The organism is Neobacillus sp. plas4, assembly GCF_057221695.1.
The window spans coordinates 2,778,411-2,804,171 of the sequence record NZ_CM170152.1; the positions used below are offsets into that span (position 1 = coordinate 2,778,411).

The following is a 25,761-nucleotide window of genomic DNA, read 5'->3' on the forward strand; positions in this document are numbered from 1 at the left end:
AAAAGGAGTCTGGATTAAGATGTGCATCAAGAAACAATTGTGGATTGTGTGATTACTGGAAAACGAGAAGAGGATTATTTTCAAGAAATTGCCACTCTTCCTATTCTAACAAAGGATCTTTACAAGTTATTAAAGTGGCTAGAAGGGTTTGGAGTTACTCATATTGCAATGGAAAGTACAGGGGTATACTGGAAGCCTGTTTTTAATATCTTAGAAGACATTTTTGATATTACACTCGCTAACGCACAAAGAATTAAAAATGTTCCAGGCAGAAAAACGGATGTTTCAGATGAGAGTGGATAGCTAAGTTATTACTTTTGGTCTAAACGAAAAGAGCTTTGTTCCACCGGTTGATATCCGTAATTTAAGGGACTTAACGAGACTTCGTAAGAAGTGGATTGGACATTTAACTTCAGAGAAAAAACGAATACAAAAAGTGTTGGAGTGTTCGAATGTTAAACTAAGCTCTGTGATTACCGATGTTTTTGGGGTATCAGGGATAAAGCTCCTCGAGCGATTGATTGAACAAGGCTATGTAGACACCTCCGATGTAGAAAACAGTATTCATGGTAAGATGAATGGAAAAAGCAAATGATGACTTTGACAAATTATATTGTTTTAATTAATATTTAATTGACTGAATATTATGATAATCGTTAATATTTAGACTGCACTATGCAGGGATAAAATTTGTGTTGTTTTCATATTTTTAATTAATTTTTTATAGGAGGTGTCGTATATCCATAAATGAGTTATTGTTACAACAAAATCGAACTATGCTACCTGAAGGAACCTTAAGGAAAGGTGACTATTATAACTGGTAAGTGCTACTGGATATACTAAAACTAGGGAAATGAATTTGCTAGATTGAGTGCCAAATCAGAACTAAAATGACTATGCAAGCTATTGTTGTGGCAAACGGGGCAGGGTGTTTGAATAAAGGCAAATATGAATAAAACCATTTAAAAAATTATAAAGGAAATTATTTTTAAAAAATTTGTGATAGATTAAGGGTGATAAATTTTGGTTAACAATATTTTGTTAGAGAAAAACGGAGTAATAGCAACTATTTTTTTGAATGAACCAGAAAGTTTAAATGCATTAAGCCCAGAAATGAGAAAAGAATTCATTAATTCATTATTAGATGTAGAAGAGGATGAAAACATTCGTGTTGTAATTATTGCTGGAAAGGGAAGAACATTCTGTGCAGGTGGAGATATTCGACAAATGGAAAAGCCAGCAACTCCATTAGAAAATAAAATTAAAATGGAAATCGTACTTAAAATTATTACCCTAATGCAAAGAATGAAAAAGCCAATTATTGCAGCGGTACATGGGTATGCAGCCGGCGCTGGATTTAGCATTGCTTTAGCATCAGATCTCGTTGTAGCTGAAGAAGGGGCAAAGTTTTTACTAGCATTTAAAAAAATCGGGTTGGTTCCAGATTTGGGAGCTCATTATTTTCTTCCTCGGATTGTTGGTTCCTGGAAGGCCAAACAATTGATATGGTCTGGTGCAGCCATTACGGCAGAACAAGGGGAAAAACTGGGCTTTGTTACGAATTTGACCTCAGGCAATGCCTATCAAAAAGCACAAGAGATAGCTGCAGATTTAGCCAATGGACCAATTCAAGCATTTTTTCATACAAAGTCAATAATCAACCAATCTACTAATTTAGACCTTCAAGATGTGTTAGAGTTAGAAAGCTATGCACAAAGTATTCTTAAAACAACAAATGACCATAAAGAAGGAATAAATGCATTTAGAGAAAAACGTTCTCCTAAGTTCACTGGAAATTAGTCGGTCAAAGTCCCAATTAACATCTTAAAAGGGTTTTTAGCATTTATGTCGAATAGAACTTATTGAGACAAAATGGCTAATCAGGAGGTCAGAATGAAAACAGAAGAATTAAAAAAAACAGAGGATTCTATGCAAACAATAACTCGGGCAATCCAAGTATTAAAAGCCTTTACAATTGATAACAAAGAATTAACTCTTGCTGATTTGCATAACAAATTGGGGATATCAAAGTCTAGCTTGCAAAGAATATTAAAAACACTAGATTCAGAAGGATTTTTAGAGCGAAATGAAAAGCAAAAATCATATAAATTAGGTCTAGAACTTTATATACTGGGTCAACTAGTTGAAGGTAATTCACATCTATTGTCATCTGCGAAACCATTCATGGAAAAGTTGTCAAATGAGACAGGAGAGTCGGTCACATTAAATATTATCCATGAGAATAAGCGTAAATGTATTGGTCAGGTTCAGGGTAAGCATGAATTGTTAACCCTAACTCATATTGGTCAGTATTCTCCACTTTATGCTGGTGCATCCGCAAAGGTACTGTTAGCATTTTTACCAGAACAAAAAAGAAATCAATTGTTAGATGAAATGGAAATAGAAAAAATTACAGAAAATACGCTTGTGGAAAGAAGTATAATCGAGGCAGATTTACAAAAGATACGTGAGCAAGGGTATTCTATAAGCGAGGGAGAACGAGTATTGGGTGCATACAGTATCTGTGCTCCTATCACAAATCGATTAAATGAAATAATTGCCAGTCTCTCCATTACGATGCCTATACTCAGAGTGAAAGAAGACAATACAGTTGAATATGTAAAATTAGTTAAAGATTATGCAAGACTGATATCTGTAAAACTAGGTGGGAACTAATAAAATGTATGCAATAGGCTCAGTTTTTAGCTAGGAAATTGGCTATAAACTGAGCCTTAATGTTATGTTTTACTCGCTTTTGTAGTTCTGTTTTACTACAATTTCTAAAAAGTTCAAAAAAAGTTCAAAAATACTTGAAATTTTCAAAATAATCTATTAATATAAAATGTAGTTATACCGTTAAACGATTTCAAATACCGTTTAACGGTATGAGTGCATTTTTTTTATGAGTTAATGTAAGCGTTTTATCCGTATTCTAAATTTCATTAGCTAGGAGATGAATTCTTTTGAGTGGTCCTTTAAAAGGAATTAAGGTTTTGGATTTAACATCAGTACTGATGGGTCCATATTGTACCTTTACATTAGGTGATTTAGGTGCGGAGGTGATTAAGGTAGAATCCAAGAAGGGAGATAGTACCAGGTACTTAGGTCCGGCAAGAAACCACGGAATGGCAAGCTTTTTTCTTCAAATAGCACGTAATAAAAAAAGCATAGTCCTTGATCTTAAAACTGAAGAAGGTAAAGAAGTGGTTTTACAATTGGCAAAAAATGCGGATGTCTTTATACACTCCATGCGTCCCCAAGCAATAGAAAAACTTGGACTTTCATATGAAGAGATAACAAAGGTAAACGATAGAATCATTTATTGTAGTACATATGGATTCCGCAAAGATGGACCTTATGGTGAAAAACCAGCATATGACGATATTATTCAGGGAGCTTCGGGACTAGCTGCCGCACAGGGTGATATGACGGGAACTCCACAATATATGGCATCTGTTTTAGCGGATAAGACAACTGGTATTGTAGCAGCAAATGCGATTTTGGCAGCGCTTTATCATCGTGAAAAATCTGGGGAAGGGCAAAATATTGAGGTTCCTATGTTTGAAACGATGGTTGCCTATTCACTAGTCGAGCATATTTATGGGCTGGCTTTTAACCCGCCAATTGGAACTTCAATGTATCCAAGAGCAACATCAAAGTACCGGAAACCCTATCGAACAAGTGATGGTTACATTTGTGTAGTGATTTATAATGATAAACAATGGAGTTCATTCTTTAAATTCACTGGCCATACTGAACTCTTTGATGATGAACGTTTTAAGAATATCAAAGTAAGAACGGAACATATCAATGAAATTTATCAAATGCTTGAAGGTATCATTGCTACAAAAACAACCGCGGAATGGCAAATGATTTTTGAGCAAGCTGATATTCCGTCGCTGCCTTTAAATAGACCTGAGGATTTATTAGAGGACCCCCACTTGAAGGCGATTGAATTTTTTAAGAAAGTAGAACATCCAACTGAAGGATCCATTATTGATGTGGATTTTCCAGTAACTTTTTCAAAATCAAAAGTAAAAAACAGGTATTTTGCCCCGCGGCTGGGTGAACATAGTATTCAAATTCTCTCAGAACTGGGATATAACCATGACGAAATTGAAGAATTAATAACAAAGGGAATAACAGCAGATGAAAATAATCTAACAATTACCGAAAAAAATTAAGATTTTACCACTAACTTCCAAAACTACTTCTATGCAATAGTGATAAATTAATTAGTCCCACATTAACGCGTCCACATAAGTGCATTTATCATATCTCTCAAACCTCGACCTCATAGAAAATTAAATAAAATAAGTATTCATTCAGTTGAACCAACACGAAATCACGTATGAATTTAGTAGTATCTGAATTTATTACAAAAATGCCGCTAAAGAAGACTGAATTTTCTGTTCACTAAAATAGGAATTTTTACTTTATTGACAGTAAGGATCCGCCAAAAGAATTACCATGCTTTTGTGATGGGATAAATGCCAATTTAAAGGAGGGATTGTCTCAAAGAGCTACAAAGGCTAGGCCGTAAATCGAGAATAATAAATTTATTTGTTAATAGGAGGACAATCATGTCAGATATTTTATTTGAAAAAAGAGGAAAAATTGCAACCATCACATTAAATCGCCCGAGTGTTATGAACGCATTTACAATGGATATGATCTACCAGTGGGCTGAGGCTTTAGATGAATATAAGAGAGATAATTCTGTTCATGCTGTTGTTTTAACGGCAGCTGGTGATCGAGCTTTTTGTTCTGGGGTGGACCTTGCTGCGTTAGATGCAATGGATGCTTCCAAATCTATTAGCAGAAAGAACTTATTGTGGGAACATATCCATAAAATCGCACTTACGGTAGATCAGCTGGATAAACCTTTGATAGCCGCTGTTAATGGTTCAGCGGTCGGTGCAGGGATGGACATGGCACTAATGTGCGACATTCGCTTTGCTTCAGAAAATGCACGTTTTTCTGAAGGGTATATACGTGTCGGGCTTGTTCCGGGAGATGGAGGAGCGTATTACTTGCCTAAAATGGTAGGGATGGCAAAAGCACTAGAGTTAATGTGGACTGGGGATTTTATTTCAGCAAATGAAGCAAAAGAGTTGGGCATTGTTAACCAGGTATATGATTCTAACGAATTAATGGTAAAGACAATGGAATTTGCCCAGAGAATAGTCAACTCTCCAACAATCGCCATTCGCATGATAAAACGTGCTGCATATCAATCTGCAAAACTTGAACTGAGGACTGCATTAGATCTTATTTCATCACACTTCTCTATCGTTCGTGATACTGACGACCACAGGGAAGCATTAGCTGCAATGATAGAAAAAAGAAAAGCTGTATTTACTGGAAACTAATGGATTCATGAGAAGTGATAGATTAATGACTATGCTACATGTTTTTTGAAATGATAATTACCAATATTTATTTGGGGGGATTCCAAACGATGAAAAAGTGGAAACAAAAGTCACTCTTGTTAATTTTGGGGATTTTGCTGATTATGGGATTAATTGGTTGTGGCAATAACCAACAGACATCTAATAATAATGGAGGCTCGGATTCATCTAAAGGTGAACAAATTGTCATAAAAGTTGCTGACTCGTTTCCAAATTCCCACTTAATTCCAAAAGTTGGAATACTTCCTTGGATTGATAGAATTGAAGAATTAAGTAATGGAAAAGTTAAGGTGGAATATTATCCTGCAGAACAGCTTGGTAAAGCAGCAAGCTTGCTTGATGTAGCAAAAACAGGTGTTGCAGATATTGCTTATGTAGGGCCGCTTTATGTTTCTGATAAGATGCCATTAAGCGGAGTTGCCGGAAATCCTGGACTTGCCCAGGATGCAATAAGCGGTTCAAAAGCCTACAATAAGCTTGTCCTTGAAGATTTAGCTGACCTTGAATTCAAAAAGCAAGGGGTTTTACCATTATTTGGCCTAACAGTCAACGCTTATCAAATCACAAACTCGAAGCACCCGGTGAAAACGATTGAGGACTTTAAAGGGTTGAAAATTCGTACTTCAGGTGGAATTCAGGAAGAAATGATGCAGGCTTGGGGTGCAACACCAATCTCAATTTCAGGAACAGAAATATTTACTGCATGGGATCGCGGCACCATTGATGGATCACTACTTTCATTTTTTAGCTGGCCAGGGTACCAGACAGATAAAGTAGCTAAGTATTCTACTACAAATGCATTGCTCTCCAACTTTGGAATTACCTATGTGGTTAATGAGAAAAAATGGAATAGCTGGCCGAAAGATGTTCAGGATGCAATCACAAAGGCAAGTACAGAACTGCCAGAAATGTATGGAAAAGCGGTTATTGAGTATGAAGAGAAATTAATAGAACAGTATAAGGAACAAGGTATTGAATTTTATGAATTGCCTGAAGCGGAATTAACTAAATGGAACGAGGAATTAGCTCCATTTAATGACAAGTGGGCCAAAGATCTTGACAAGAAAGGCTTAGCTGGGACAGAGATATTAGAAAAGTTTATTAAATATAATGAGGAATTTCAAAAAGAACAGTAAAGATTTGCATCGTGTAGAAACAAACTAAATTGTTTTTAAAGGATCCAAATAACTTACTTGATTTTCGCTCAACTCAGAATCTGATTGATTTGGATTCTTTTAAAAAGGAGGAATGATTTTTGAACCCATATAGGGGAATACGTCGCTCTTTACTCTTTGTTCCAGGGGATAGTGAGCGGAAATTTCAACATGCTATCAAAACGGCAGCTGATGGACTTATTTTGGATTTAGAGGATTCAGTTGCAGTTCATAAGAAGTCTGAAGCTAGGAAACTAGTGAACAATTTACTACAAACATACGATTTTGGAATTAAGGAACGTCTTGTGCGAGTCAATCCTTTATCGTCAGGTTTATTAGAACAAGATATTAAGGAAACGATATCAGGAAAGCCACATACGTATATCATCCCGAAAGTGAGCATTCCCGAAGAAATTGAGAAAATTGATATTATTTTAGAACAAAATGAAAAAAAATATGGTTTTCCCATTGGTTCTACAGGACTTTTAATTATCATAGGAGAAACTCCTACTTCCATGTTATATCTTCGTGAAATTGCGGCTGCTTCAAAAAGAATTACTGGTTTTACCTGGGGGAATGAAGACCTAATCACCGCCCTTGGTGGAAAAAAGGTACGAGATGAAAACGGAGGACTACTCCCTCTGTTTCATATTGTTCGTTCCTATGTCTTGTTGACAGCGGTGGCATTTAATATCGATCCTATCGATTCGGTATATGCGAATTTTAAGGACTTGGCCGGACTTTCCAAAGAAGCAAAGGATGGAGCGGAAATGGGATACATTGGGAAAACTGCCATCCATCCGGACCAGATCAAACCTATTCATGATCATTTTGGAATAAATGACCTGGAAATAGAAGAAGCGAGAGAAATAGTAGAAGCTTTTAAAACTGCAAGAATAAATGGCAAAAATACATTTTCTTTTAACGGCTCGATGGTAGACGAACCGCATTATGCTCGTGCAATGAAACTACTGAAACGTGCAGAGAATTTAAAAAATGGTATGGAAGTTTAAGGAGGGATATTTTGGGAGGAAAATTTTATGAAGAACTGGAAGTAGGTCAAATTTTTGAACATCAATCTGCCAGAACCGTCCATGAATACGATAACATTTTATTTTCTACATTAACAATGAATCCTCAACCACTTCACCTAGATTCGGAATTTGCATCCAAAACGGAGTTCGGCAAGCCCCTGGTTAACAGTTTGTTTACATTAGGATTGGCAGTTGGTCTGTCCGTCGAGGATACTACACTTGGCACAACGGTGGGAAATCTCGGTTTTCAAAATATTGAATTCCCACGGCCGGTATTTGGCGGAGACACCATACATACTGTAACCGAGGTGAAGAGTAAAAGGGAGTCGAAATCAAGACCAACACAAGGAATTGTCGTTTTAGAGCATCGGGCGACAAATCAGCGTGGAGAAGTTGTCATGCGATGCCAGCGAATTGCGTTGATGCATAAAAGGCCGCCTGAAAATTAGAAGGTTACAATGTTAGAGGGTTAAATTAATTTATTAAATGTATGATAGGAAACTCTTAATCACACAATCTTGCACAATAAATCTAAAAATTTATTCTATTATACGGAGGTGGCCTTTTTGATTAAAGATTTACAATTACCGGTAATTGAGCTTCCGGAGAGTACAGAAGATTTGCGGGATGAGGTACGCAGTTTTATAAACGAAGAAATACGCCAAGGAACGTTTATTCCACACTGTGATAGCTGGCTCGGTGGATTTTCACCTAAGTTTAGCCGGAAATTAGGTGAACGAGGCTGGCTGGGTATGACATGGCCAGAGGAGTACGGTGGCCATGGCCGTTCAGCATTAGAAAGATTTGTTGTTACCGAGGAATTGCTGGCTGCGGGTGCACCTGTTGCAGCACACTGGATTGGGGATCGACAGACCGGACCCCTTTTATTGAGGTATGGTACTGAATTGCAAAGGCAAAAGTTCCTGCCAAAATTGGCCGCTGGCGAAATTTATTTTGCTATTGGCTTAAGTGAACCGGATACCGGATCAGATCTAGCCTCGGTTCGTACTACTGCAAAAAAAGTTCCAAATGGATGGAACGTTACTGGTAGTAAGGTCTGGACCAGTGGTGCACATCGTTCACATTACATGGTTACATTACTACGTACTGCGCCTGATACTGGGGAACGACACCAAGGATTGAGTCAGTTAGTAATTAATTTGTCTGACCCAGGGGTAACGATCCGCCCCATTCGTTTGATTACTGGCGAACATCACTTTAATGAAGTGATACTGGAAGATGTTTTCGTTCCTGATGAAATGGTACTTGGTGAAATTGGGAATGGATGGAAACAAAGTATGGCAGAACTCGCATATGAGCGAAGCGGTCCCGAAAGATTCCTAAGCACATTTCCTCTATTTGTCGAGTTAGTAAGAGTTCTTGGCAAGGAAGCTTCTGAAAGAGCAAAAGTGGAAATTTCAGAATTGTTCGCGCAAGTATCGACATTAAGACGAATGTCACTAGGGGTGGCCGGACTTCTGAAAAAAGGGGTTACACCGGATATAGCAGCTTCTCTAGTAAAAGATTTAGGAACACAATTTGAAAGCAAAATTGCTGAAACCGCCCGTTTGCTTGTTTCTTCCTCACCTTCAATTAGCTCACTATCACGTTTTGAAGTGTTACTGGCCCAAGCGCTATTGCATTCACCAGGATTTACACTTCGCGGGGGGACAACTGAAATATTAAGAGGTATTATCGCAAGGGGGTTAGGAGTACGATGACAACTGATATAAAGGAAATCATTTTAGAAACAGTAACAAAAATCATGGAAGATTTATCTACAAAAGAGGTTATTTTCGCAGCGGAGCAAGGTATATGGGCAGGTGATTTGTGGGATACATTGGTTGAAGTCGGAATGACTTCGATTAGTATACCTGAAGAATCTGGCGGGATTGGTGCTAATTTAGAAGATGCGATGGGTGCGCTGAGAATTACTGGTAAATATTCAGCCCCAATTCCACTTGCAGAAACACTAATGGCTAACAGACTGCTTTCATTGTCCGGATTACAAGTTTCACAAGATTCATTATCCATAGCCCCTGTTAGAAACATCGATAAAATAACAGCCGAAAAGACTACGGAAGGTTGGGTTTTAAAAGGGAAAGCATCATATGTGCCATGGGCAGAAAATGTAAAAGGTATAGTGGTCATGGCTAATACAGATGAACAGATGCTAATTGCTTTGGTAGATTCGAAGTTATGCACCATTCATTCCGGTATGAATTTAGCAAATGAGCCGCGTAATGAAGTTATTTTCGATGATGTTATTGTTGGAGATCAATATGTTAAGTCTGTGGCATTTTCACTAGAAACGATTCAAAACCTTGGAGCACTGACACGTTTAGTTCAATCAATAGGTGCTTTAGAACGAATTTTAGAGCTATCTGTTAACTATTCCAAAGAAAGAATCCAATTTGGAAAACCCATTGGGAAATTTCAAGCTATACAACAACAATTAGCTATTTTAGCCGGTGAAGTTACCGCAGCAAGCATCGCCACAGATTTTGCCGTTCATTCATTTGACAAAGAGAATGCAGAAAAAGAATTGATGGTTGCCAAAATAAGAGTAGGTAATGCTATTAGAATTGCAGTACCTATTGCCCATCAGGTTCATGGGGCAATCGGGTTTACTGACGAATATCCATTGCATTTTTGCACCCGAAGACTTTGGTCATGGCGTGATGAGTTTGGCAGCGAAAACGAATGGGCTCATCAATTAGGTAAACTTATCGTCGAAACTGGTCCAGAACAATTATGGTCAATGGTATGTTCCTCTTAATACTAACAATATCAAATTAGGAAGTGATTAAGTGAAAAAAGCCATTAAACTTTTTGAACATTTTGAATCGTCGTTGCTTTTTGTTTCAAAGTTGGCAGTCTTTGTGATGATGTTGGTGACATCAGCTGATGCAATATGTCGTTATATATTTAATAGTCCAATAATCGGAGCATACGATTTTGCAGAAAATTATTTAATGGTTGTGGCAGTGTTTCTGAGTTTTAGCTATGTTATGAGAGTAAATGGCCATATCAAAGTGGATATTCTGGTGGATCGGCTGCCACAATCATTCAATAAGGTTATGAATATTATATTCCTTCTTATCGCGGCAGTGTTAATGTTCGTGATTGGCTATCAGGGCTTTTTGTCAACCGAAGAAGCATTGGTTAACAATTATACCACTACAGGATTGATTGCATGGCCGACATGGCTTTCGGTTATTTGGGTACCTATTGGCTCCTTCTTATTTGTAATTCGGCTGATTATTGAAACCATAAAAATTGCTTTTAACATCAAAATAGAAGACCAAAAATCGAATGAATTAGATACCGATATTTATGCAGATGAAGAAGCTGCATTCCGGCTTGCTTTGAAAATCAATCAGGAAAATCAAGAAAGTTTTAAAAAGGGTTCAGTCGAAAATTCAATTTCAAATTAAACAAAAAGGAGTGAGATAAATAATGACAGTTGCCATACCGATTTCTCTTCTACTATTTTTACTCGCATTTGGCATGCCGATTGCCTTTGCTATGTTGCTATCGGGGACAATTGGCCTGGTTATGGTCGGTGGACTTCAAATGTTTATGGGGGTTGCACAGACAACACCATATGAAAGTGTTGCAAACTTTTTGTTGACTACAATCCCAATGTTCATATTGATGGCGGAATTTATGACTGCGAGCGGTATCACCAAGGATTTGTTCCGGGCCGGCAATAAATGGCTTGGAAATTTACCGGGAGGATTGGGGATAGCGACTGTTTTTGCAGGAACAGGACTTGCGGCAGTTTGTGGATCCTCAACAGCTTCTGCTGCAACATTGGCTTCATCTGCCGTTCCGGAAATGAAACGTTACGGATATAAGACTCATTTTGCAATGGGCACGGTCAGTATTGCGGGTACATTGGCGATAATGATTCCTCCAAGTATTGTCCTTATTCTATATGGAATTTTAACTGAGACTGGGATAGGTTCCTTGCTTATCGCAGGAATAATCCCAGGTGCACTAACCGCACTTGGATATATCATTACAATATTGGTTTGGGTTAAAAGACATCCAGATGTAGCACCAAGAAATGAAATTATCCCTACGATGAAAGAAAAAGTGGAATCCCTAAAAGGCATCTGGCCTATGCTTCTATTGGTAATGGTTGTAATTGTAACGATTTACAGTGGTGTTGTAACCGCTACTGAAGCAGGTGCATTCGGTGCATTGGCAGCGTTTTTAATTGCTTTAACAATGCGTCGTTTGTCTTGGAAAAGCACAATGGAAGCACTTAATAGGACACTAAAATCAACTTCAATGATTCTACTAATCGTAATCGGGGCGATGTTTTTCGGCTATTACCTTACATCGACACAGGTTACTCAAAATCTTATCTCTGTTATTAACGAATCGAATATTCCAAGTTGGGTTGTCCTTCTCAGTGTTATCATCTTGTATTTAATATTAGGAATGTTTCTCGACCAAATCGCTATCCTAATCCTTACATTGCCGTTTACTTTCCCGCTAATGATTTCCTTAGGATATGATCCGATATGGTTTGGAATCATCGTTACAAAAACTGCAGAGATTGGATTAGTTACTCCTCCGGTTGGAATGAATGTCTTTGTGGCTTCCGGATCAGCGGGTGTTCCAACAGCCGTTGGTTTCAAAGGTGTAATGCCGTTTGTACTTTGTGATTTAGTAATCTTACTAATCCTTATTATGCTCCCATTCCTATCTACTTGGCTGCCAGGGCTGATGATGTAAACTTTGGTCTAGTGAAAACCATGTAGAAAGGTCGATGGTGGGCTTATGAATGACATTAATACTTTGAGTTTGCACAGAATCGATGGTCAAGTAGCCTTGATAATTGGCGGCACGAGCGGCATCGGATTTCGCATTGGCGAATTGTTTGCCAAGTCAGGGGCCACCGTTATTTTAAACGGAAGAAATAATGAAAAAGGGAAAGAAGCTGTAAATATAATTAAAGATTTTACCGATAAGGTCGTTTTTATTGAAGGGGATTGTTCTAATTATGATCAAACCGAGAAGGTGGTACAACAAGCAATCCAGCAATTTGGTACGATAGATATTTTGGTTCCAAGCGGAGGTTTATCAATACCTCCGACCCTTTTTCATAAATTAAAACCTGAAGATTTTACAACCATTGTTAATACCCGCTACTTAACAAGACTTAATCCGATTCATGCAGTACTTCCGATTATGCAGGAAAGAAATAATGGAAAAATCATCATTATTGGTACCGATGCAGCGCGTCATCCTACTCCAGGAGAATCCATACATGGCGGAATTGGTGCTGCACTTATGCTATTGACTAAAGGCCTTGCACGTGAATTCTCTCGTTGGCATATTCGTGTGAATTGCTTGGCATTAACGCTCACTTCAGATACTCCGGGCTATGATATGATGTTCAAAAATCCGGGGTTTGAAAAAGATTTGTTCAGTAAAGCACTGAAAAGATTTCCTTGGGGTGATGCACCGAGTGCCGAGGAAGTCGCAAGAGTCGCTTTATTTTTAGCATCTGATTTGTCTGCACAGGTGACTGGCCAAACAATAAGTGTAAATGGCGGACTTTCATTTGGAGGATGGTAGAGTGCTGGATAGAAATATTAGATAATTCAAATAATAATCAAAAGAAGGCATTAGTATGCAAAGAATAAATTCATATTCTTTTTGGATATTTGGGTCTATCATTTTTATCCAAATGGCTTCATCTATGGTTAATGTAGGAATTACTCCTCTTCTTCCATTTATTAAAAATGAATTAAAGTTAAATATTGTAGAAATAGGTTATTTAGCAGCGGCTGTTAATTTGGGTAACGGTCTCAGTTCGTTACCTTCCGGTTATATGGTTGATTTATTGGGAGCGAAGAAGATTTTGTTCTATGGTGGGCTTTTCTTGGGATTATCCAGTATTAGTCTATATTGGATGGAAAATTACTTTCTCATTTTATTGTTTTTATTCATTTCAGGCCTTTTTTTCTCAAGTTTATCACCGGCAATGAGTAAAGCGATTATCTTCTTATTCCCACCAAGAATAAGAGGAACAGTAATGGGAATAAAACAAACTGCTATTAGTTTGTCAGCATTTATTGCCGCATTGTGGTTACCTTATATTGCAATGAAGCACGGCTGGAAGATGGGTTATTTACTATTAGGGATACTAACTATAGTAATGAGTCTTACTGCTTTATTCTATAAGAATTCCCTAAATGAAAATAAGGGCCAAAGATTAGACTCATCCAGTGTAAAAAATCTATTGTATATTCTGCGAAATGACTCTGTTCGGACTGTATGTTATGTCATCCCTTTCTTTTTTTTAGCCCAGTTTGTACCGGCAGCTTATTTAGTAGTCGATGTGAATGAACGCTTTGAGATTCCATTAATGCAAGCAGGATACTTGTTGGCATTTCTCCAGTTTGGTTCGATTCTCGGAAGAATCATCTTTGGAATGCTGGGAGATTGGCTGTTCTTGCAAAAAAGAGAATTGTTGTTGGCTATCATCGCCTTATTAACGGGAGTTTTCCTAATTATTTTTGCATTTATTGCAGTTAAGAATTTTGTGATAATTGGAATTGTGATATTTTTTATCGGTTTCACTGGTGCAGGCTGGAACAGTATTTTTTTGGTCTATGTTTCAGAAATAATGGATGCCGGATTAGTAGGATTGACTAGTGGGTTGACATTATCGATTGGCTATTTAGCTGCAACCATTGCCATTCCTGTTTTTGGTGCACTTACAGAGCTATTTGATGGATTTGTGATTCCGTGGATATTTTTAGCTGTATGCATGTTAATCTCATCAACAGCTTTTTACCGATTAAATTTAAGGAATCATAAGAAGATGAGTTTTAAGGACGTTCATTTATAAATGGTAATTTAGTATAAACAGAATAACCTTTTAGATATTTTTTTGTTAATACTTTAAATATTGAATATGGGGGTGAATCGGTGGATCATAAAATAAATGAGGGAGCATTGAAAGGAGTCCGAATTCTTGACTTAACCAGGTTATTACCCGGACCCTATTGTACACTTTTACTTGGAGACTTGGGTGCAGAAATAATAAAAGTCGAAGAAAAAGGTCGTGGGGATTATACGCGTGAAATGCTAAGGGGAATCTATTATTCAGTTAATAGGAATAAAAAAAGTATTTCACTAGATATGAAGAAAGAAGAAGGCCGGGACATTATTCTGGAGTTGGCAAAGGTTTGCGATGTTGTGATTGAAGGGTTCCGCCCTGGTGTTGTAGAACGATTGGGCGTAGATTATGAAACAATCAAAAATGTAAATCCGCAAATTGTTTATTGTTCTATTTCTGGATATGGCCAGGATGGGCCTTATCGGTTAGAACCCGGACATGATTTAAACTATCTCGCTGTTGCAGGAGCTATGAGTATACCAGGGCAGCTTGGGGTAGATCCGATGCGTAGTGGTTTGCCTGTTGCGGATTTATCATCGGCTATGTTTGCGACAGTGAGTATCTTATCTGCCTTACTAGCAAGAGCTCATACAAAGAAAGGGCAGTACATAGATGTTTCAATGACTGACACCGTCTTTTCTTGGGCAAGTACACGGTTTGGTGATTATATGATTGATCAGGAAATTACCCCTCCTGAAAAAATGCACCACATAATAGCAACAAATGACATGTTTGAAACGAAGGATGGAAAAAAAATCGCCCTTGGCGTATTGGAAGAACACTTTTGGATTGGATTATGCAAAAGTATCGGACGTGAAGATCTGCTTATAGACAAACGATATGAGACAAATGAACTCCGGAGAGAAAACAAATATACTTTGCACAAGATAGTAACGGATGCATTATTGCAAAAAGACCAAGAGACATGGCTGGATATTTTAAAAGAGAATAAGGTTCCGGCCAGCAAGGTGAATAATGCGGGAGAGGCATTCCAGGACCCTCAGTTACAGGCACGTGGGATGGTTGAGAATTTATTTGTTCCTGCATTAGAAAAAGAAATCTATCAAGTTCCTTATCCAGCTAAATTGTCGGAAACTCCTGCCCAAATAAAATATCCTCCACCGAAACTTGGTGAACACACTGAAGAAATTCTTGGATCTGTACTTGGATATTCAGAAAATAAGATTTCCCAATTAAAATCTTTGGATTTATTTTAAGGAAACCATTTTACACTAAATAAAGTCCCCCGCAATTTAACTTTTTATTTATTCAATTTATGGAGGTGCAAGATGCATAAACCATTAAAAGGGATTAGAATATTAGATTTGTCACAAGCCTGGGCAGGGCCATTTGCTTCAATGATGTTAGCTGATATTGGTGCAGAGGTTATAAAAATAGAGCCTCCGTTGATAGGGGACCATGTCAGAGGGTGGGTAACGAAAGGGACGAATGGACATAGCCCGCATCTGCTTGCCGTTAATCGAAATAAAAAAAGCATCATATTAGATTTGAAAAATGAAGTTGGGAAAAAGTTATTTTTAGATATGGTGGAAAAGTCTGACGTCGTTTTAGAGAATTTCCGTCCCGGGATTGTGAAAAAGTTAGGGATTGATTATGAGGAAGTTTGCAAAAGGAATCCAGAGATTATTTTTTGTTCAGTTTCGGGATTTGGTCAATCTGGACCCTACAAGGATATTGCAGCATATGACCTGATTATCCAAGGTGAAGGAGGCGCAATGAGTGTAACCGGGGAAAGGGGCGGCCGGTCGCTAAAACCTGGAGTTCCGCAAGCGGATGTTTTCGGTGCAATGGTTGCATCGCATACGATTATGGCAGCGATTATGACAAAACAGCAAACTGGAAAAGGAGCATATTTAGATATTGCGATGATGGATGCCCAAATTTCCTTGATGGGATATTATCTTGCAAATTATGCATTAAGCGAACAAGTTGGCAAGCCTATGGGGACTGCCCACCCATTAATGGTACCTTATCAAAGCTTTCCGGCGAAGGATATTGAGATAAATATTGCTGTACTAAATGACCGGTCATGGAATCATTTTTGTGAAGTGGTCGAAAGACCGGAGTGGCTGGATGATCCAAGGTTTAAGACAAGTGGAAGCAGGGTCGAAAATCGCGATGTGCTGGTACCCCTTATTGAAGAAATCACCTCTGCACGGGAAGCGAATTATTGGGTACAAAAGCTCAGTGAAAAAGGGATTCCGGTCGGGGCTATCAATCCGACTGATCGATTGTTCACCCATCCACAGGTTGCCCATCGAAACATGCTGCGCATGGTAGAACATCCGGAAATTGGTGAGATTCTATTGCCAGGTATACCTTGGAAGCTACCAGGTATCGATGATGAAGAAATTATGCCACCTCCGCTTCATGGTCAACATTCGAAGGAAGTGTTAAAGGAACTTTTAAATCTATCAGATGATAAAATCCGGAATCTGGAAGATGCGAAAGTAATTACACCTGTATCAAATGAAAATACACCCGTTTCAAATGAAAGATAAGGAGGAAGTGTAATTGCCTAAAGAGATACAAGCAAAGGAAGTTCCATCGTTATTACATCCCAGTATGAACGTATTTGTCCAGGGGAATGGATCAGAACCAAGGGATGTCCTTCAAGCACTCAAAGAGCATCCTGATGCAAGTGATGGGGTTAATTACATTGCCACCGTGTTTCCTGGTTTAAATAGGACTGATCTGGCTGGACTGCATGAAAATGCAGCGATGACCTGCTTTTTTATGTCAAAGGATATGAAAGATTCCTTTTTAAAAGGAAAGGTACGATTTATTCCACTTCATCTCAATGAAATTTATAACTACTTAGAAAGAACAGTCAACTTGGATCTTGCCGTAATCCAAGTTTCATCACCAGACCCATGGGGATACTGCAGCTTAGGCATTTCCGCGGATTATGTTCCGGCTATATTGCAGAAAACAAAAACAATCGTCGCTGAAGTGAACCCCCAAATGCCAAGAACTTCAGGGGAGCCTCCTATTCACATAAGCTCGTTTGACTATATTGTAAACGTGGATTATCCACTGCCGGAAATGCCTGCTGGAGAACTGAGCACCGATATGAAGAAAATTGGGGATTATGCTGCGTCATTAATTACAGATGGCAGTACCCTGCAATTTGGTATCGGATCAGTTCCGGATGCAGTCTTGTATGCATTAAAGGATAAGAGAGATTTGGGAATCCATTCGGGTATGATATCTGACGCGGTAGTGGATTTGGTGGAAGGTGGAGTGGTTAATGGTAATAGAAAAAGTATTGACAGAGGGAAAATTGTTACGGGTATTGCTGTTGGAACAAAACGCTTATATGAATTTGTCAATAATAACCCGCTAATCGACTTTAGGCCGATAAATTATACTCATTCATTGGAAGTGTTGAAAGATATCGATCATTTAATTTCCATTAATTCAGCCATTGAGATTGACCTGTATGGTCAGATGAATGCAGAAACGATGAATGGGATTCAATTTGGAGGTACAGGAGGACAAGGTAATTTTATTCGCGGTACAAAATTATCCCGTGGTGGAAAATCAATTATTGCGTTTTTATCCACAGCAGCCAATGGAAAGATTTCTCGCATTGTCCCAACGTTGGGAGCAGGGAATATCGTTACCACTCCCCGTACGGATGTGCAATATATCATCACCGAAAATGGAATTGCCAATTTACATGGAAAATCCCTAGAAGAACGCGCTGAAGCATTGATTTCCATTGCAGCTCCCCAATTTCGTGAGGAACTAAAAGAGAAATGGAACAGTGAAAAAGAGAAATGGCAGTGATGAAATGATTGAAAACTGGAAACTCGATCATATAACAATGGCGGTGCATGACAATCAAAACGCTCTTGAAAAGTTTACAGATATATTTGGAGGCAACTTTCTTAAGGAAGTAACGCTGGCTAAACACGGTGCACAGGCTTCATATCTCACGATTAAACAAGTTTTTGTCGGATTGGAAAGTTCAATACAGGAAAAAAGCGATATCAATAAATTTCTGAGCAGAAAGGGAGAGGGAATCCACCATATTGCTTTTTCAGTTGAAAACCTTCTAGATATCGAGCATAAGCTTCGTGAAAAAGGGATGAAATTAATTGGCCCGGAAGTTCATGAAGGAATTAAATCTGATTTGTTTATCCACCCAAAAAGCTGTTTCGGGGTCCTTATCCAACTTACCGAATGGGAAGAACCTTATAAGTCTTCATTTGAAAAAAGAGCAGAGATATTAGGCGAACATGATTAATCAATAAGAAGGCGGTGCGGAAATGTTTTCAAAAGATTCATCAGTTTTATATGAAGTGAAGGATAAAATTGGTTTAATCACAATCAATCGTCCTGAGCGTATGAATGCAATTTCTGTTGAAGTTTATGAAAAATTGGATCAAATATGGAGTACAGTTGATGAGGATAACGAAGTGCGTGTTATTGTTCTGACTGCTGCAGGTGAAAGGGCATTTAGTGCAGGGATGGACTTAAAAGAACAAACGGAACTAAGCAAACAAGGTAAAGATTTACTGCAAATGGTTAAAGACCCTATGATGCAGAGAATGACGGAAGTAAAAAAGCCGATTATCGCTGCGATAAATGGAATCGCGGCAGCAGGTGGATTTTTGTTGGCACAGAATGCAGATCTTAGAATTGCCAGTTATAATGCGCAATTTTCAATTCGAGAAGCGAAGGTGGGGCGTGGCTCTCCATGGGCTGTACCATTGCTATGGATGCTTCCGCTTAATATAAATCTCGAACTGACAATGACAGCTGAGCCAATTAGTGCTGATAGAATGTACCAATTGGGATTCTTGAATAGATTAGTGGAGCAAAGTCAAGTACTGACGTCTGCTATGGAATTGGCTGAAACCATTCGGGATAATGCACCTCTTTCGGTGCTGGCTGCTAAGCAATCCTTAAAGGAAGCTCTAGATTTAGGGAAAACCTTGGGACTTAAAAATGCTTTTCGAATTTACGAGCAAGTATATGATAGCCAGGATGCGATAGAAGGGCCAAGGGCTTTTTCTGAAAAAAGAAAACCAAATTGGCAGGGACGTTAAATGAAATGATGAAAAAGGATGTTGTATAAATCCGGAGCTGCAAAGAACATATTCAAATATAGCCAGGAGGATATTAGATGATCATTAAGAGAACATTGACATTCGTTTTGTTTCCAGTATTTTTGGTATTTTTTCTTGCGGCCTGTTCAAGTTCTTCTACTACCCAAAATGAAAATGGTAAGTCAGGGCAATCCGAAGGAAAGAAAGAGGATTCGAGTAAAGAAACGATTACACTGAAAGTGGCAGATTCATTTCCTACTAATAATGATCTTTCTGTTGAAGGAGCAGTATATTGGATGGACCGCGTAGAAGAATTAACGAATGGGCAAGTGCAATTTGAATATTTTCCAGCCGAGCAATTGGGCAAAGCTGCCAGCATGCTTGACCTGGTTAAAAATAAAATCGCTGACATTGCCTATACAGCACCGGCTTATATTTCTGATAAATTACCATTAGGTGACGTGGCGGGACTACCAGGTTTGATCAGTTCATCTTCACAAGGGGGTGCGGCATATTGGGAATTAGCACAAACAGCCCTTTTAGACGAGGAGTTTCTTAAAAATGGAGTAAGACCCGTCTGGGTGACAACACTTCCTCCAGGTCAGGTTTTTACCACGAATAAAAAAGTTGAAAGTGCGGGCGATTTTAAGGGTGTCAAATTACGTGCATCAGGCGGTACACAAGAATTGACCATTGCGACATTGGGTGGCGTACCCGTGTCTATACCTGCCCCTGACCTTTTTACAGCAATGGAACGAGGGACTGTTGAAGGTGGAATCGTACCTTTTACCAGTTGGAAAGCTTATCAATTAGAGAAACTCGCAAAATATGCAACAAACAATTCCAATTTAGGGAGTTTTGCAGTGGTTTATACAATTAACGAAGAAGTATACCAGGGATTACCTGATAATGTAAAAGTAGCAATGAAACAGGCTGGTGATGAAACAGTTGAACATGTGTCAAAACATCTTGACAATCAAATTAAGCAATTGGAAGAAGAATTCCAAAAATTAGGTTTAGAAGTTTATTCGGTTGATGAAGCAGACCTTAAAGAATGGGGTAAAAAGGTAAAACCTGTTCAAGATGAATGGGTAAAGAAAATGGAAGCGAAAGGGTTAGCCGGTCAAAAGGTATTAGATGCATTAATAGGTGCTCTTTCAAAGTAGACAATCACTTTAATGCCCTCAGGATTATTTTTTCTAGAGGGCATCTAATAGAACTCCTGCATTATCGTTTCTTAAAAATTAAGCAGCTGGAGGACATAAAACCGATGAATTTACCAGTTAAACCGAAACATTCAGCGACAGTTATATTGATTAATCGTACCCAAAATGGATTACATGTTTATATGACCAAAAGACCTGAGTCAATGAAGTCCTATCCAGGACACTATGTCTATCCTGGTGGGAAATTGATGAAAAGTGATTCAACTCTTAAACAAGAGGATTGTCATTTTGGTCAAGTCAAACCACAAGTGGATCTAGCTTATTATGTTGCAGCAGCACGAGAGCTTTTTGAAGAGACTGGTGTTTTGTTATGTTTGGATCGGAAGGGTGTTCCTGTGCAGCCGGATGCTGCTTGGGATGAAGCTAGAAAGGCAATCATTAATGGAGAATTAGAGTTTGGTAAATTTATCCGTAATCATGACTTTCTGATTTACATTGGTGGGTTACATTACTTTGGTCATCGAATTACTTCACTACAAAGACCTTATCGGTTTAACACTAGATTTTTTTTAGCTGATCTTCCTGTTAACCAGGAACCTAATCTGATAACAACGGAGATAGAATCTGGATGTTGGTTTAAACCGCAAGAGGCTATAGAACAGCATGAAAAAGGTATGCTCAAAATGGTTATGCCAACCATTCAATCATTAACGGCGTTACTTAACTACAATAGTGGAGAGTTGCCAATGTTACCGGTGATTGAATATACACAGGAATATTATTGATAGAATGATGTTGATTTTAGCATAATAAACTAATTTAATAACATTGCAGAAGGTGGTAGTTTGGAAAGGGGTATAATCAGATCTTCACATTGGACAGCTTTGTCACTTTTACTCATTGTTCAGACGATAGCGTCGATGGCGACGTATACTGTTTCCGTAGTTACCCCCTTCATAGAGAACGATTGGCACTTTACAAGAACTCAGATTGGTGCATTAACTTCAGCAGTATACTTTGGGGCATTTCTGGTATCCATCCCTGCAGGTTGGATTACTGATAAATTTAATGTAAAAATAATTACCATTATTTCCGTGATTGTCATTTCGGTAACTATGACAATATTTCCATTTACCGGAAGCTTTTCGTTATCTTTAGTAGTTATGTTTGCAGCTGGGTTAGGTTATGGGGTATTAAATCCGACAGGCACACACGCATTAGTACAATGGTTTGAACCGAAAAACCGTGGAACGGCTATTGCCATTAAACAAACCGGGGTTACATTGGGTGCAGGTATATCTGCCGTTTTTATTTCTTATATCATTGCCCAAACCGGAAACTGGCAATATAGTTATTTTTGGATTTCCTTCATGATGTTATTAGCAGGTTTGTGCTTTTTTCTCTTTTATCATGATGTACCAAAAAAAGAGTCACAAAAAGAAGAGTTAATAAAACAGAACCTTTTAGTAGAATTATTAAAAAATAGAAATGTTTTATTTGGTAGTTTGGCATCCATGATATTGGCGGGAATTCAATTTACATTTGCTGCTCATTTCGTGTTATACCTGACAAATGATAGTGCAATACCTTTTGCCATTACAGTAATAGTGGTTTTTACAGCACAATTAGCTGGATCAGTAGGAAAAGTGAGTTGGGGTCTGATTAGTGATTTTGTGTTTAAAGGAAAAAGAAAAGGGGTTTTTTTAATAATTTGTTGTTTATCTACAGTGACAACTGCAAGTTTTGAATTAATCAATCCTGATCTATCTGTATTCTTTCTTCTATTACTTGTGAGCATTTTTGGTTTTACTGCCCTAGGCTATGCTGGTATTTATATGACCTACCTCGCTGAATCTATTGATAGTGCACATATAGGAACAGCTATGGGCTTCGGTATGATGTTTATGTATATTGGTATTCTATTTTTTCCACCTATAATTGGTTTGATGGCAGATGCATTGGGAAGTTATCGTTTTATCTGGATAGGACTCTCAGGATTGGCTGTACTGGCAGGCATTTTATTAAGTTTTACAAATGAACCCAATGATCTAACCCTACTTAATTCAAAATAGCAAACATAATCAAGTGTGGACTGTATCCAATTTGATGTAAACTTAAAAATTTTTAATATTTAAATTTATTATTTTCAAATAACTTAATATTTTATAGGTCTATGGGAGGGGTAAAATGACTAATTTATTAAACACTAAGATATGTAAAATGTTAGGAATTGAATATCCAATTATGCAGGCAGGAATGGGGTATCTTGCCAGAGGAAAACTGGCTGCTGCCGTATCAAATGCTGGGGGATTAGGTGTCATTGGAACTGGTCATCTTACAATAGATGAATTACGAGAAGAGATTCGCATTGCAAAATCGCTGACAGATAAACCTTTCGGTGTAGATATATTATTTGGAAAAATCTCGACAGATGGTAAAAATGCAGATGTTGTCCGGTATTCGGATGAAGTAGAAAAGCAAATTGAAGTAACTTTAAACGAACGAGTTCCTGTCTTGATTTCTGGTTTGGGGAATCCTTTGGGGGTAGTTAAGGAGGCTCACCATCTCGGGATAAAGGTAATGTCGGTTGTTGGAAACGCAAAACAGGCAAAAAGATTGGAAGAGGACGGTGTGGATGCCGTAATTGCCCAGGGACATGAAGCGGGCGGCCATACCGGGAGAATTGGAACGATGGTGCTTGTCCCACAGGTTGTAAATTCCGTGAAAATTCCGGTCATTGCTGCTGGAGGAATTGCAGACGGTAAAGGATTAGTTGCTTCCCTGGCATTGGGAGCAAGTGGCATTTGGATGGGTACTCGTTTTGTCGCAAGTAAGGAAGCATACTCTCACGATAATTATAAAAATAAAATCGTTGAAATTGATGAAGAAGGCACTGTGCTTTCCAAGGCACATAGTGGGAAGCCTGTAAGAATGATAAAAAATAATTTCACAAAATATTGGGAAAAACATGAAGATGAAATCCACCCGTACCCATTACAAATGTTAAAAGTGGGTAGGGAGGCATCTAAACGTGCCAGGATAGATGGAGATGTTGAGAACGGTGTTGGTCCGGCTGGTCAGGTATCAGGACTGATTAAAGAAGTCAAGAGTGCGAGGCAAATTGTCGAGGATATTGTAGTAGAAGCAAGACAAACACTTGAGAAGTTAAGGCTCTAATAATATGGAATGATAAAAATAGGAATAAACTCGATTCAAGTTTCTGGAAAAATGATATTTTTAAAGATTAATAGTGACGGGAGATGTTGATTTGAGTAAAGTTGTGAAAATAGGTGCAGGACAGGGTTTTTATGGTGATTCTTTACAACCTATGTTGAAATTGGCAAGGGATACTGATGTTCGGTATATTTGCTTTGATACGCTTGCAGAATTGACATTAGCAATTTTACAGAAAGATAAACAAAAGGATCCAAGTAAGGGATACACAAAAGATGTAACCAGAACTATGAAACAACTATTACCTTACGTTAAGAAAAAAGGCATTAAACTGATCACCAATACTGGAGGCATAAATCCTGAAGGTGCAAAGGATGAAGTAATTCGTATTGCAAGTGAATTGGGCATTTCAGGTTTAAAAGTCGGTGTAGTTACTGGTGATGATATTTACCCGCGTCTAGATGAATTATTAGACAAAGGAATTATTATGAACAATAGTGATACTGGCGAATCGATTGAAACTATACGCGAGAAGCTGCTCTTTGCCAATGTATACCTTGGTGCACAAGGGATCGTTCAGGCATTAAAAGAAGGTGCAGATATTGTCATCACAGGGAGAACAACTGATACCGCTCAATTTTTAGCTCCTGTGATTTATGAGTTTGGCTGGGAAAAAGATGATTGGGATAAACTAGCATCTGGTATTGTATTGGGACACTTAATGGAATGTTCCGGCCAAGTGACAGGTGGAAATTTCAGCGGTGATTGGTGGAATGTAAAGGATCTGCATAAAATTGGCTATCCAATTGCTGAGGTTTCAGAAGATGGTTCATTTATTCTAACGAAAGCTGAGGATGCAGGTGGCAGGGTCAGTGTTGATACCGTAAAGGAACAATTCCTTTATGAAATTCACGATCCTTCAAACTACATCACCCCTGATGTAGTTGCAGATTTTACCACGGTAACTCTTGAGCAGGTTGGAACAGACCGCGTTAAAGTTCAAGGTGCAAAGGGCCGTCCTGCGCCTGAAACCTTAAAAGCGCTTATGGGATATGAAGACGGTTTCATGGGACAGGGGATGATTGGATATTCCTGGCCTCAAGCTTTAACGAAGGCGAGGGCTGCAAATGAAATTATTCGGTCACAAATTAAAGATCTGGGTATTGAAGCCTTAGAAATCAATACCGAATATTTGGGCTACAATGCACTACACCGAACATTAGCGGTGGAGCCTCCTAATGAGGATTTGATTAATGAAATATTTTTAAGAGTAACAATCAAAACGGAAAGTAAAAGTGAAGCTTCCAAACTAGCACCGTTATTCCCGCCGCTTACAGTCAACGGTCCCCCGTTTGTAGGGATGGTTAGTGGTCTTTCCGCAACAAAGCAGCTTTTGGGACTGTGGGCTACCTACATCCCAAGAACTGAAATTGAATCTGATGTGAGAATAAATGTAGTGGAGGTAGAATAAATGACAAAAGTACCATTGAGAGATGTGGCTCAGGCAAGATCTGGAGATAAAGGCAGTTCATCTGATATCACATTATTCGCACCTAATCTCGAATTATATAAACTATTTTTGGAACAGATTACGGCAGAAAAAGTAAAACAGCATTTTTCTGGAATTGTAGAAGGGGAAGTGTACCGCTATGAAGTTCCCAATGTATTGGCATTGAAATTTTTATGTAAAGAAGCATTGGGAGGAAATGCAGCATCTACGCTAAGATTGGATAATTTAGGTAAATGTTTTGGCGGGAATCTATTAAGATTTGAAGTAGAGGTGCCTGAAGATTTGTTAAATAGGTAGAATATTTAATCT

General features: G+C 38.3%; 24 protein-coding genes and 1 pseudogene. All 25 read left to right on the plus strand.

Annotated features, from left to right (window positions below):
• Positions 1 to 21: 21 nt before the first annotated feature.
• A pseudogene (locus AC2TFD_RS13845) lies at positions 22 to 592 on the plus strand (IS110 family transposase); the annotation flags it as partial.
• Between the two features lie 431 nt (positions 593 to 1,023).
• Positions 1,024 to 1,800 carry an enoyl-CoA hydratase/isomerase family protein gene (locus AC2TFD_RS13850; RefSeq protein ID WP_484676022.1) on the plus strand — a complete coding sequence of 259 codons (777 nt, stop codon included), beginning with the start codon at positions 1,024 to 1,026 and terminating at the stop codon, positions 1,798 to 1,800.
• Between the two features lie 93 nt (positions 1,801 to 1,893).
• Entirely contained in the window at positions 1,894 to 2,676 is a 783-nt protein-coding gene (locus AC2TFD_RS13855) for an IclR family transcriptional regulator (RefSeq protein ID WP_484676023.1), read from the plus strand.
• A 287-nt stretch (positions 2,677 to 2,963) separates the two neighbouring features.
• The gene (locus tag AC2TFD_RS13860; RefSeq protein ID WP_484676024.1) at positions 2,964 to 4,184 is read left to right on the plus strand and encodes a CaiB/BaiF CoA transferase family protein; all 1,221 of its coding nucleotides are present in this window, start codon (positions 2,964 to 2,966) and stop codon (positions 4,182 to 4,184) included.
• Positions 4,185 to 4,583: 399 nt separating this feature from the next.
• Positions 4,584 to 5,372 carry an enoyl-CoA hydratase/isomerase family protein gene (locus AC2TFD_RS13865; RefSeq protein ID WP_484676025.1) on the plus strand — a complete coding sequence of 263 codons (789 nt, stop codon included), beginning with the start codon at positions 4,584 to 4,586 and terminating at the stop codon, positions 5,370 to 5,372.
• Positions 5,373 to 5,461: 89 nt separating this feature from the next.
• Entirely contained in the window at positions 5,462 to 6,547 is a 1,086-nt protein-coding gene (locus tag AC2TFD_RS13870; protein WP_484676026.1) for a TRAP transporter substrate-binding protein, read from the plus strand.
• Positions 6,548 to 6,666: 119 nt separating this feature from the next.
• The gene (locus AC2TFD_RS13875; RefSeq protein WP_484676027.1) at positions 6,667 to 7,578 is read left to right on the plus strand and encodes an HpcH/HpaI aldolase/citrate lyase family protein; all 912 of its coding nucleotides are present in this window, start codon (positions 6,667 to 6,669) and stop codon (positions 7,576 to 7,578) included.
• Positions 7,579 to 7,589: 11 nt separating this feature from the next.
• On the plus strand, positions 7,590 to 8,048 hold the full coding sequence (locus AC2TFD_RS13880) for a MaoC family dehydratase (protein WP_484676028.1): 459 nt from the start codon (positions 7,590 to 7,592) through the stop codon (positions 8,046 to 8,048).
• A 108-nt stretch (positions 8,049 to 8,156) separates the two neighbouring features.
• Positions 8,157 to 9,320: an acyl-CoA dehydrogenase family protein gene (locus AC2TFD_RS13885; RefSeq protein ID WP_484676029.1), complete on the plus strand. Its 1,164-nt coding sequence runs from the start codon at positions 8,157 to 8,159 to the stop codon at positions 9,318 to 9,320.
• Positions 9,317 to 10,378, plus strand: coding sequence for an acyl-CoA dehydrogenase family protein (locus tag AC2TFD_RS13890; RefSeq protein ID WP_484676030.1), 1,062 nt, complete (start codon positions 9,317 to 9,319; stop codon positions 10,376 to 10,378). The genes AC2TFD_RS13885 and AC2TFD_RS13890 overlap by 4 nt, the downstream gene beginning before the upstream one ends.
• 31 nt (positions 10,379 to 10,409) lie before the next feature.
• Entirely contained in the window at positions 10,410 to 11,036 is a 627-nt protein-coding gene (locus AC2TFD_RS13895) for a TRAP transporter small permease (protein ID WP_484676031.1), read from the plus strand.
• A 22-nt stretch (positions 11,037 to 11,058) separates the two neighbouring features.
• Positions 11,059 to 12,348: a TRAP transporter large permease gene (locus AC2TFD_RS13900; RefSeq protein ID WP_484676032.1), complete on the plus strand. Its 1,290-nt coding sequence runs from the start codon at positions 11,059 to 11,061 to the stop codon at positions 12,346 to 12,348.
• 45 nt (positions 12,349 to 12,393) lie between these two features.
• Positions 12,394 to 13,194 (plus strand): SDR family NAD(P)-dependent oxidoreductase, encoded by an 801-nt coding sequence (locus AC2TFD_RS13905; protein ID WP_484676033.1) that lies wholly within the window; start codon positions 12,394 to 12,396, stop codon positions 13,192 to 13,194.
• Between the two features lie 55 nt (positions 13,195 to 13,249).
• On the plus strand, positions 13,250 to 14,473 hold the full coding sequence (locus tag AC2TFD_RS13910; protein ID WP_484676034.1) for an MFS transporter: 1,224 nt from the start codon (positions 13,250 to 13,252) through the stop codon (positions 14,471 to 14,473).
• A gap of 80 nt (positions 14,474 to 14,553) precedes the next feature.
• Positions 14,554 to 15,741, plus strand: a complete 1,188-nt coding sequence (locus tag AC2TFD_RS13915) for a CaiB/BaiF CoA transferase family protein (RefSeq protein WP_484676035.1) — start codon at positions 14,554 to 14,556, stop codon at positions 15,739 to 15,741.
• Positions 15,742 to 15,813: 72 nt separating this feature from the next.
• Positions 15,814 to 17,046 (plus strand): CaiB/BaiF CoA transferase family protein, encoded by a 1,233-nt coding sequence (locus AC2TFD_RS13920; protein WP_484676036.1) that lies wholly within the window; start codon positions 15,814 to 15,816, stop codon positions 17,044 to 17,046.
• Between the two features lie 13 nt (positions 17,047 to 17,059).
• A complete protein-coding gene (locus AC2TFD_RS13925; protein WP_484676037.1) occupies positions 17,060 to 18,337 on the plus strand; it encodes an acetyl-CoA hydrolase/transferase family protein in 1,278 nt (425 codons plus the stop codon).
• Positions 18,315 to 18,797, plus strand: coding sequence for a VOC family protein (locus AC2TFD_RS13930; protein ID WP_484676038.1), 483 nt, complete (start codon positions 18,315 to 18,317; stop codon positions 18,795 to 18,797). The genes AC2TFD_RS13925 and AC2TFD_RS13930 overlap by 23 nt, the downstream gene beginning before the upstream one ends.
• 22 nt (positions 18,798 to 18,819) lie before the next feature.
• Positions 18,820 to 19,602 (plus strand): enoyl-CoA hydratase/isomerase family protein, encoded by a 783-nt coding sequence (locus tag AC2TFD_RS13935; protein ID WP_484676039.1) that lies wholly within the window; start codon positions 18,820 to 18,822, stop codon positions 19,600 to 19,602.
• Between the two features lie 77 nt (positions 19,603 to 19,679).
• A complete protein-coding gene (locus AC2TFD_RS13940; RefSeq protein ID WP_484676040.1) occupies positions 19,680 to 20,768 on the plus strand; it encodes a TRAP transporter substrate-binding protein in 1,089 nt (362 codons plus the stop codon).
• Positions 20,769 to 20,872: 104 nt separating this feature from the next.
• Complete coding sequence (locus tag AC2TFD_RS13945) at positions 20,873 to 21,553, plus strand: NUDIX hydrolase (RefSeq protein ID WP_484676041.1); 681 nt, start codon at positions 20,873 to 20,875, stop codon at positions 21,551 to 21,553.
• 60 nt (positions 21,554 to 21,613) lie between these two features.
• Positions 21,614 to 22,840, plus strand: a complete 1,227-nt coding sequence (locus AC2TFD_RS13950) for an MFS transporter (protein WP_484676042.1) — start codon at positions 21,614 to 21,616, stop codon at positions 22,838 to 22,840.
• Between the two features lie 115 nt (positions 22,841 to 22,955).
• On the plus strand, positions 22,956 to 23,945 hold the full coding sequence (locus tag AC2TFD_RS13955) for an NAD(P)H-dependent flavin oxidoreductase (RefSeq protein WP_484676043.1): 990 nt from the start codon (positions 22,956 to 22,958) through the stop codon (positions 23,943 to 23,945).
• Between the two features lie 91 nt (positions 23,946 to 24,036).
• Entirely contained in the window at positions 24,037 to 25,413 is a 1,377-nt protein-coding gene (locus AC2TFD_RS13960) for an acyclic terpene utilization AtuA family protein (protein WP_484676044.1), read from the plus strand.
• Positions 25,414 to 25,749: an AtuA-related protein gene (locus AC2TFD_RS13965; protein ID WP_484676045.1), complete on the plus strand. Its 336-nt coding sequence runs from the start codon at positions 25,414 to 25,416 to the stop codon at positions 25,747 to 25,749.
• The last annotated feature ends 12 nt before the right edge of the window (positions 25,750 to 25,761 follow it).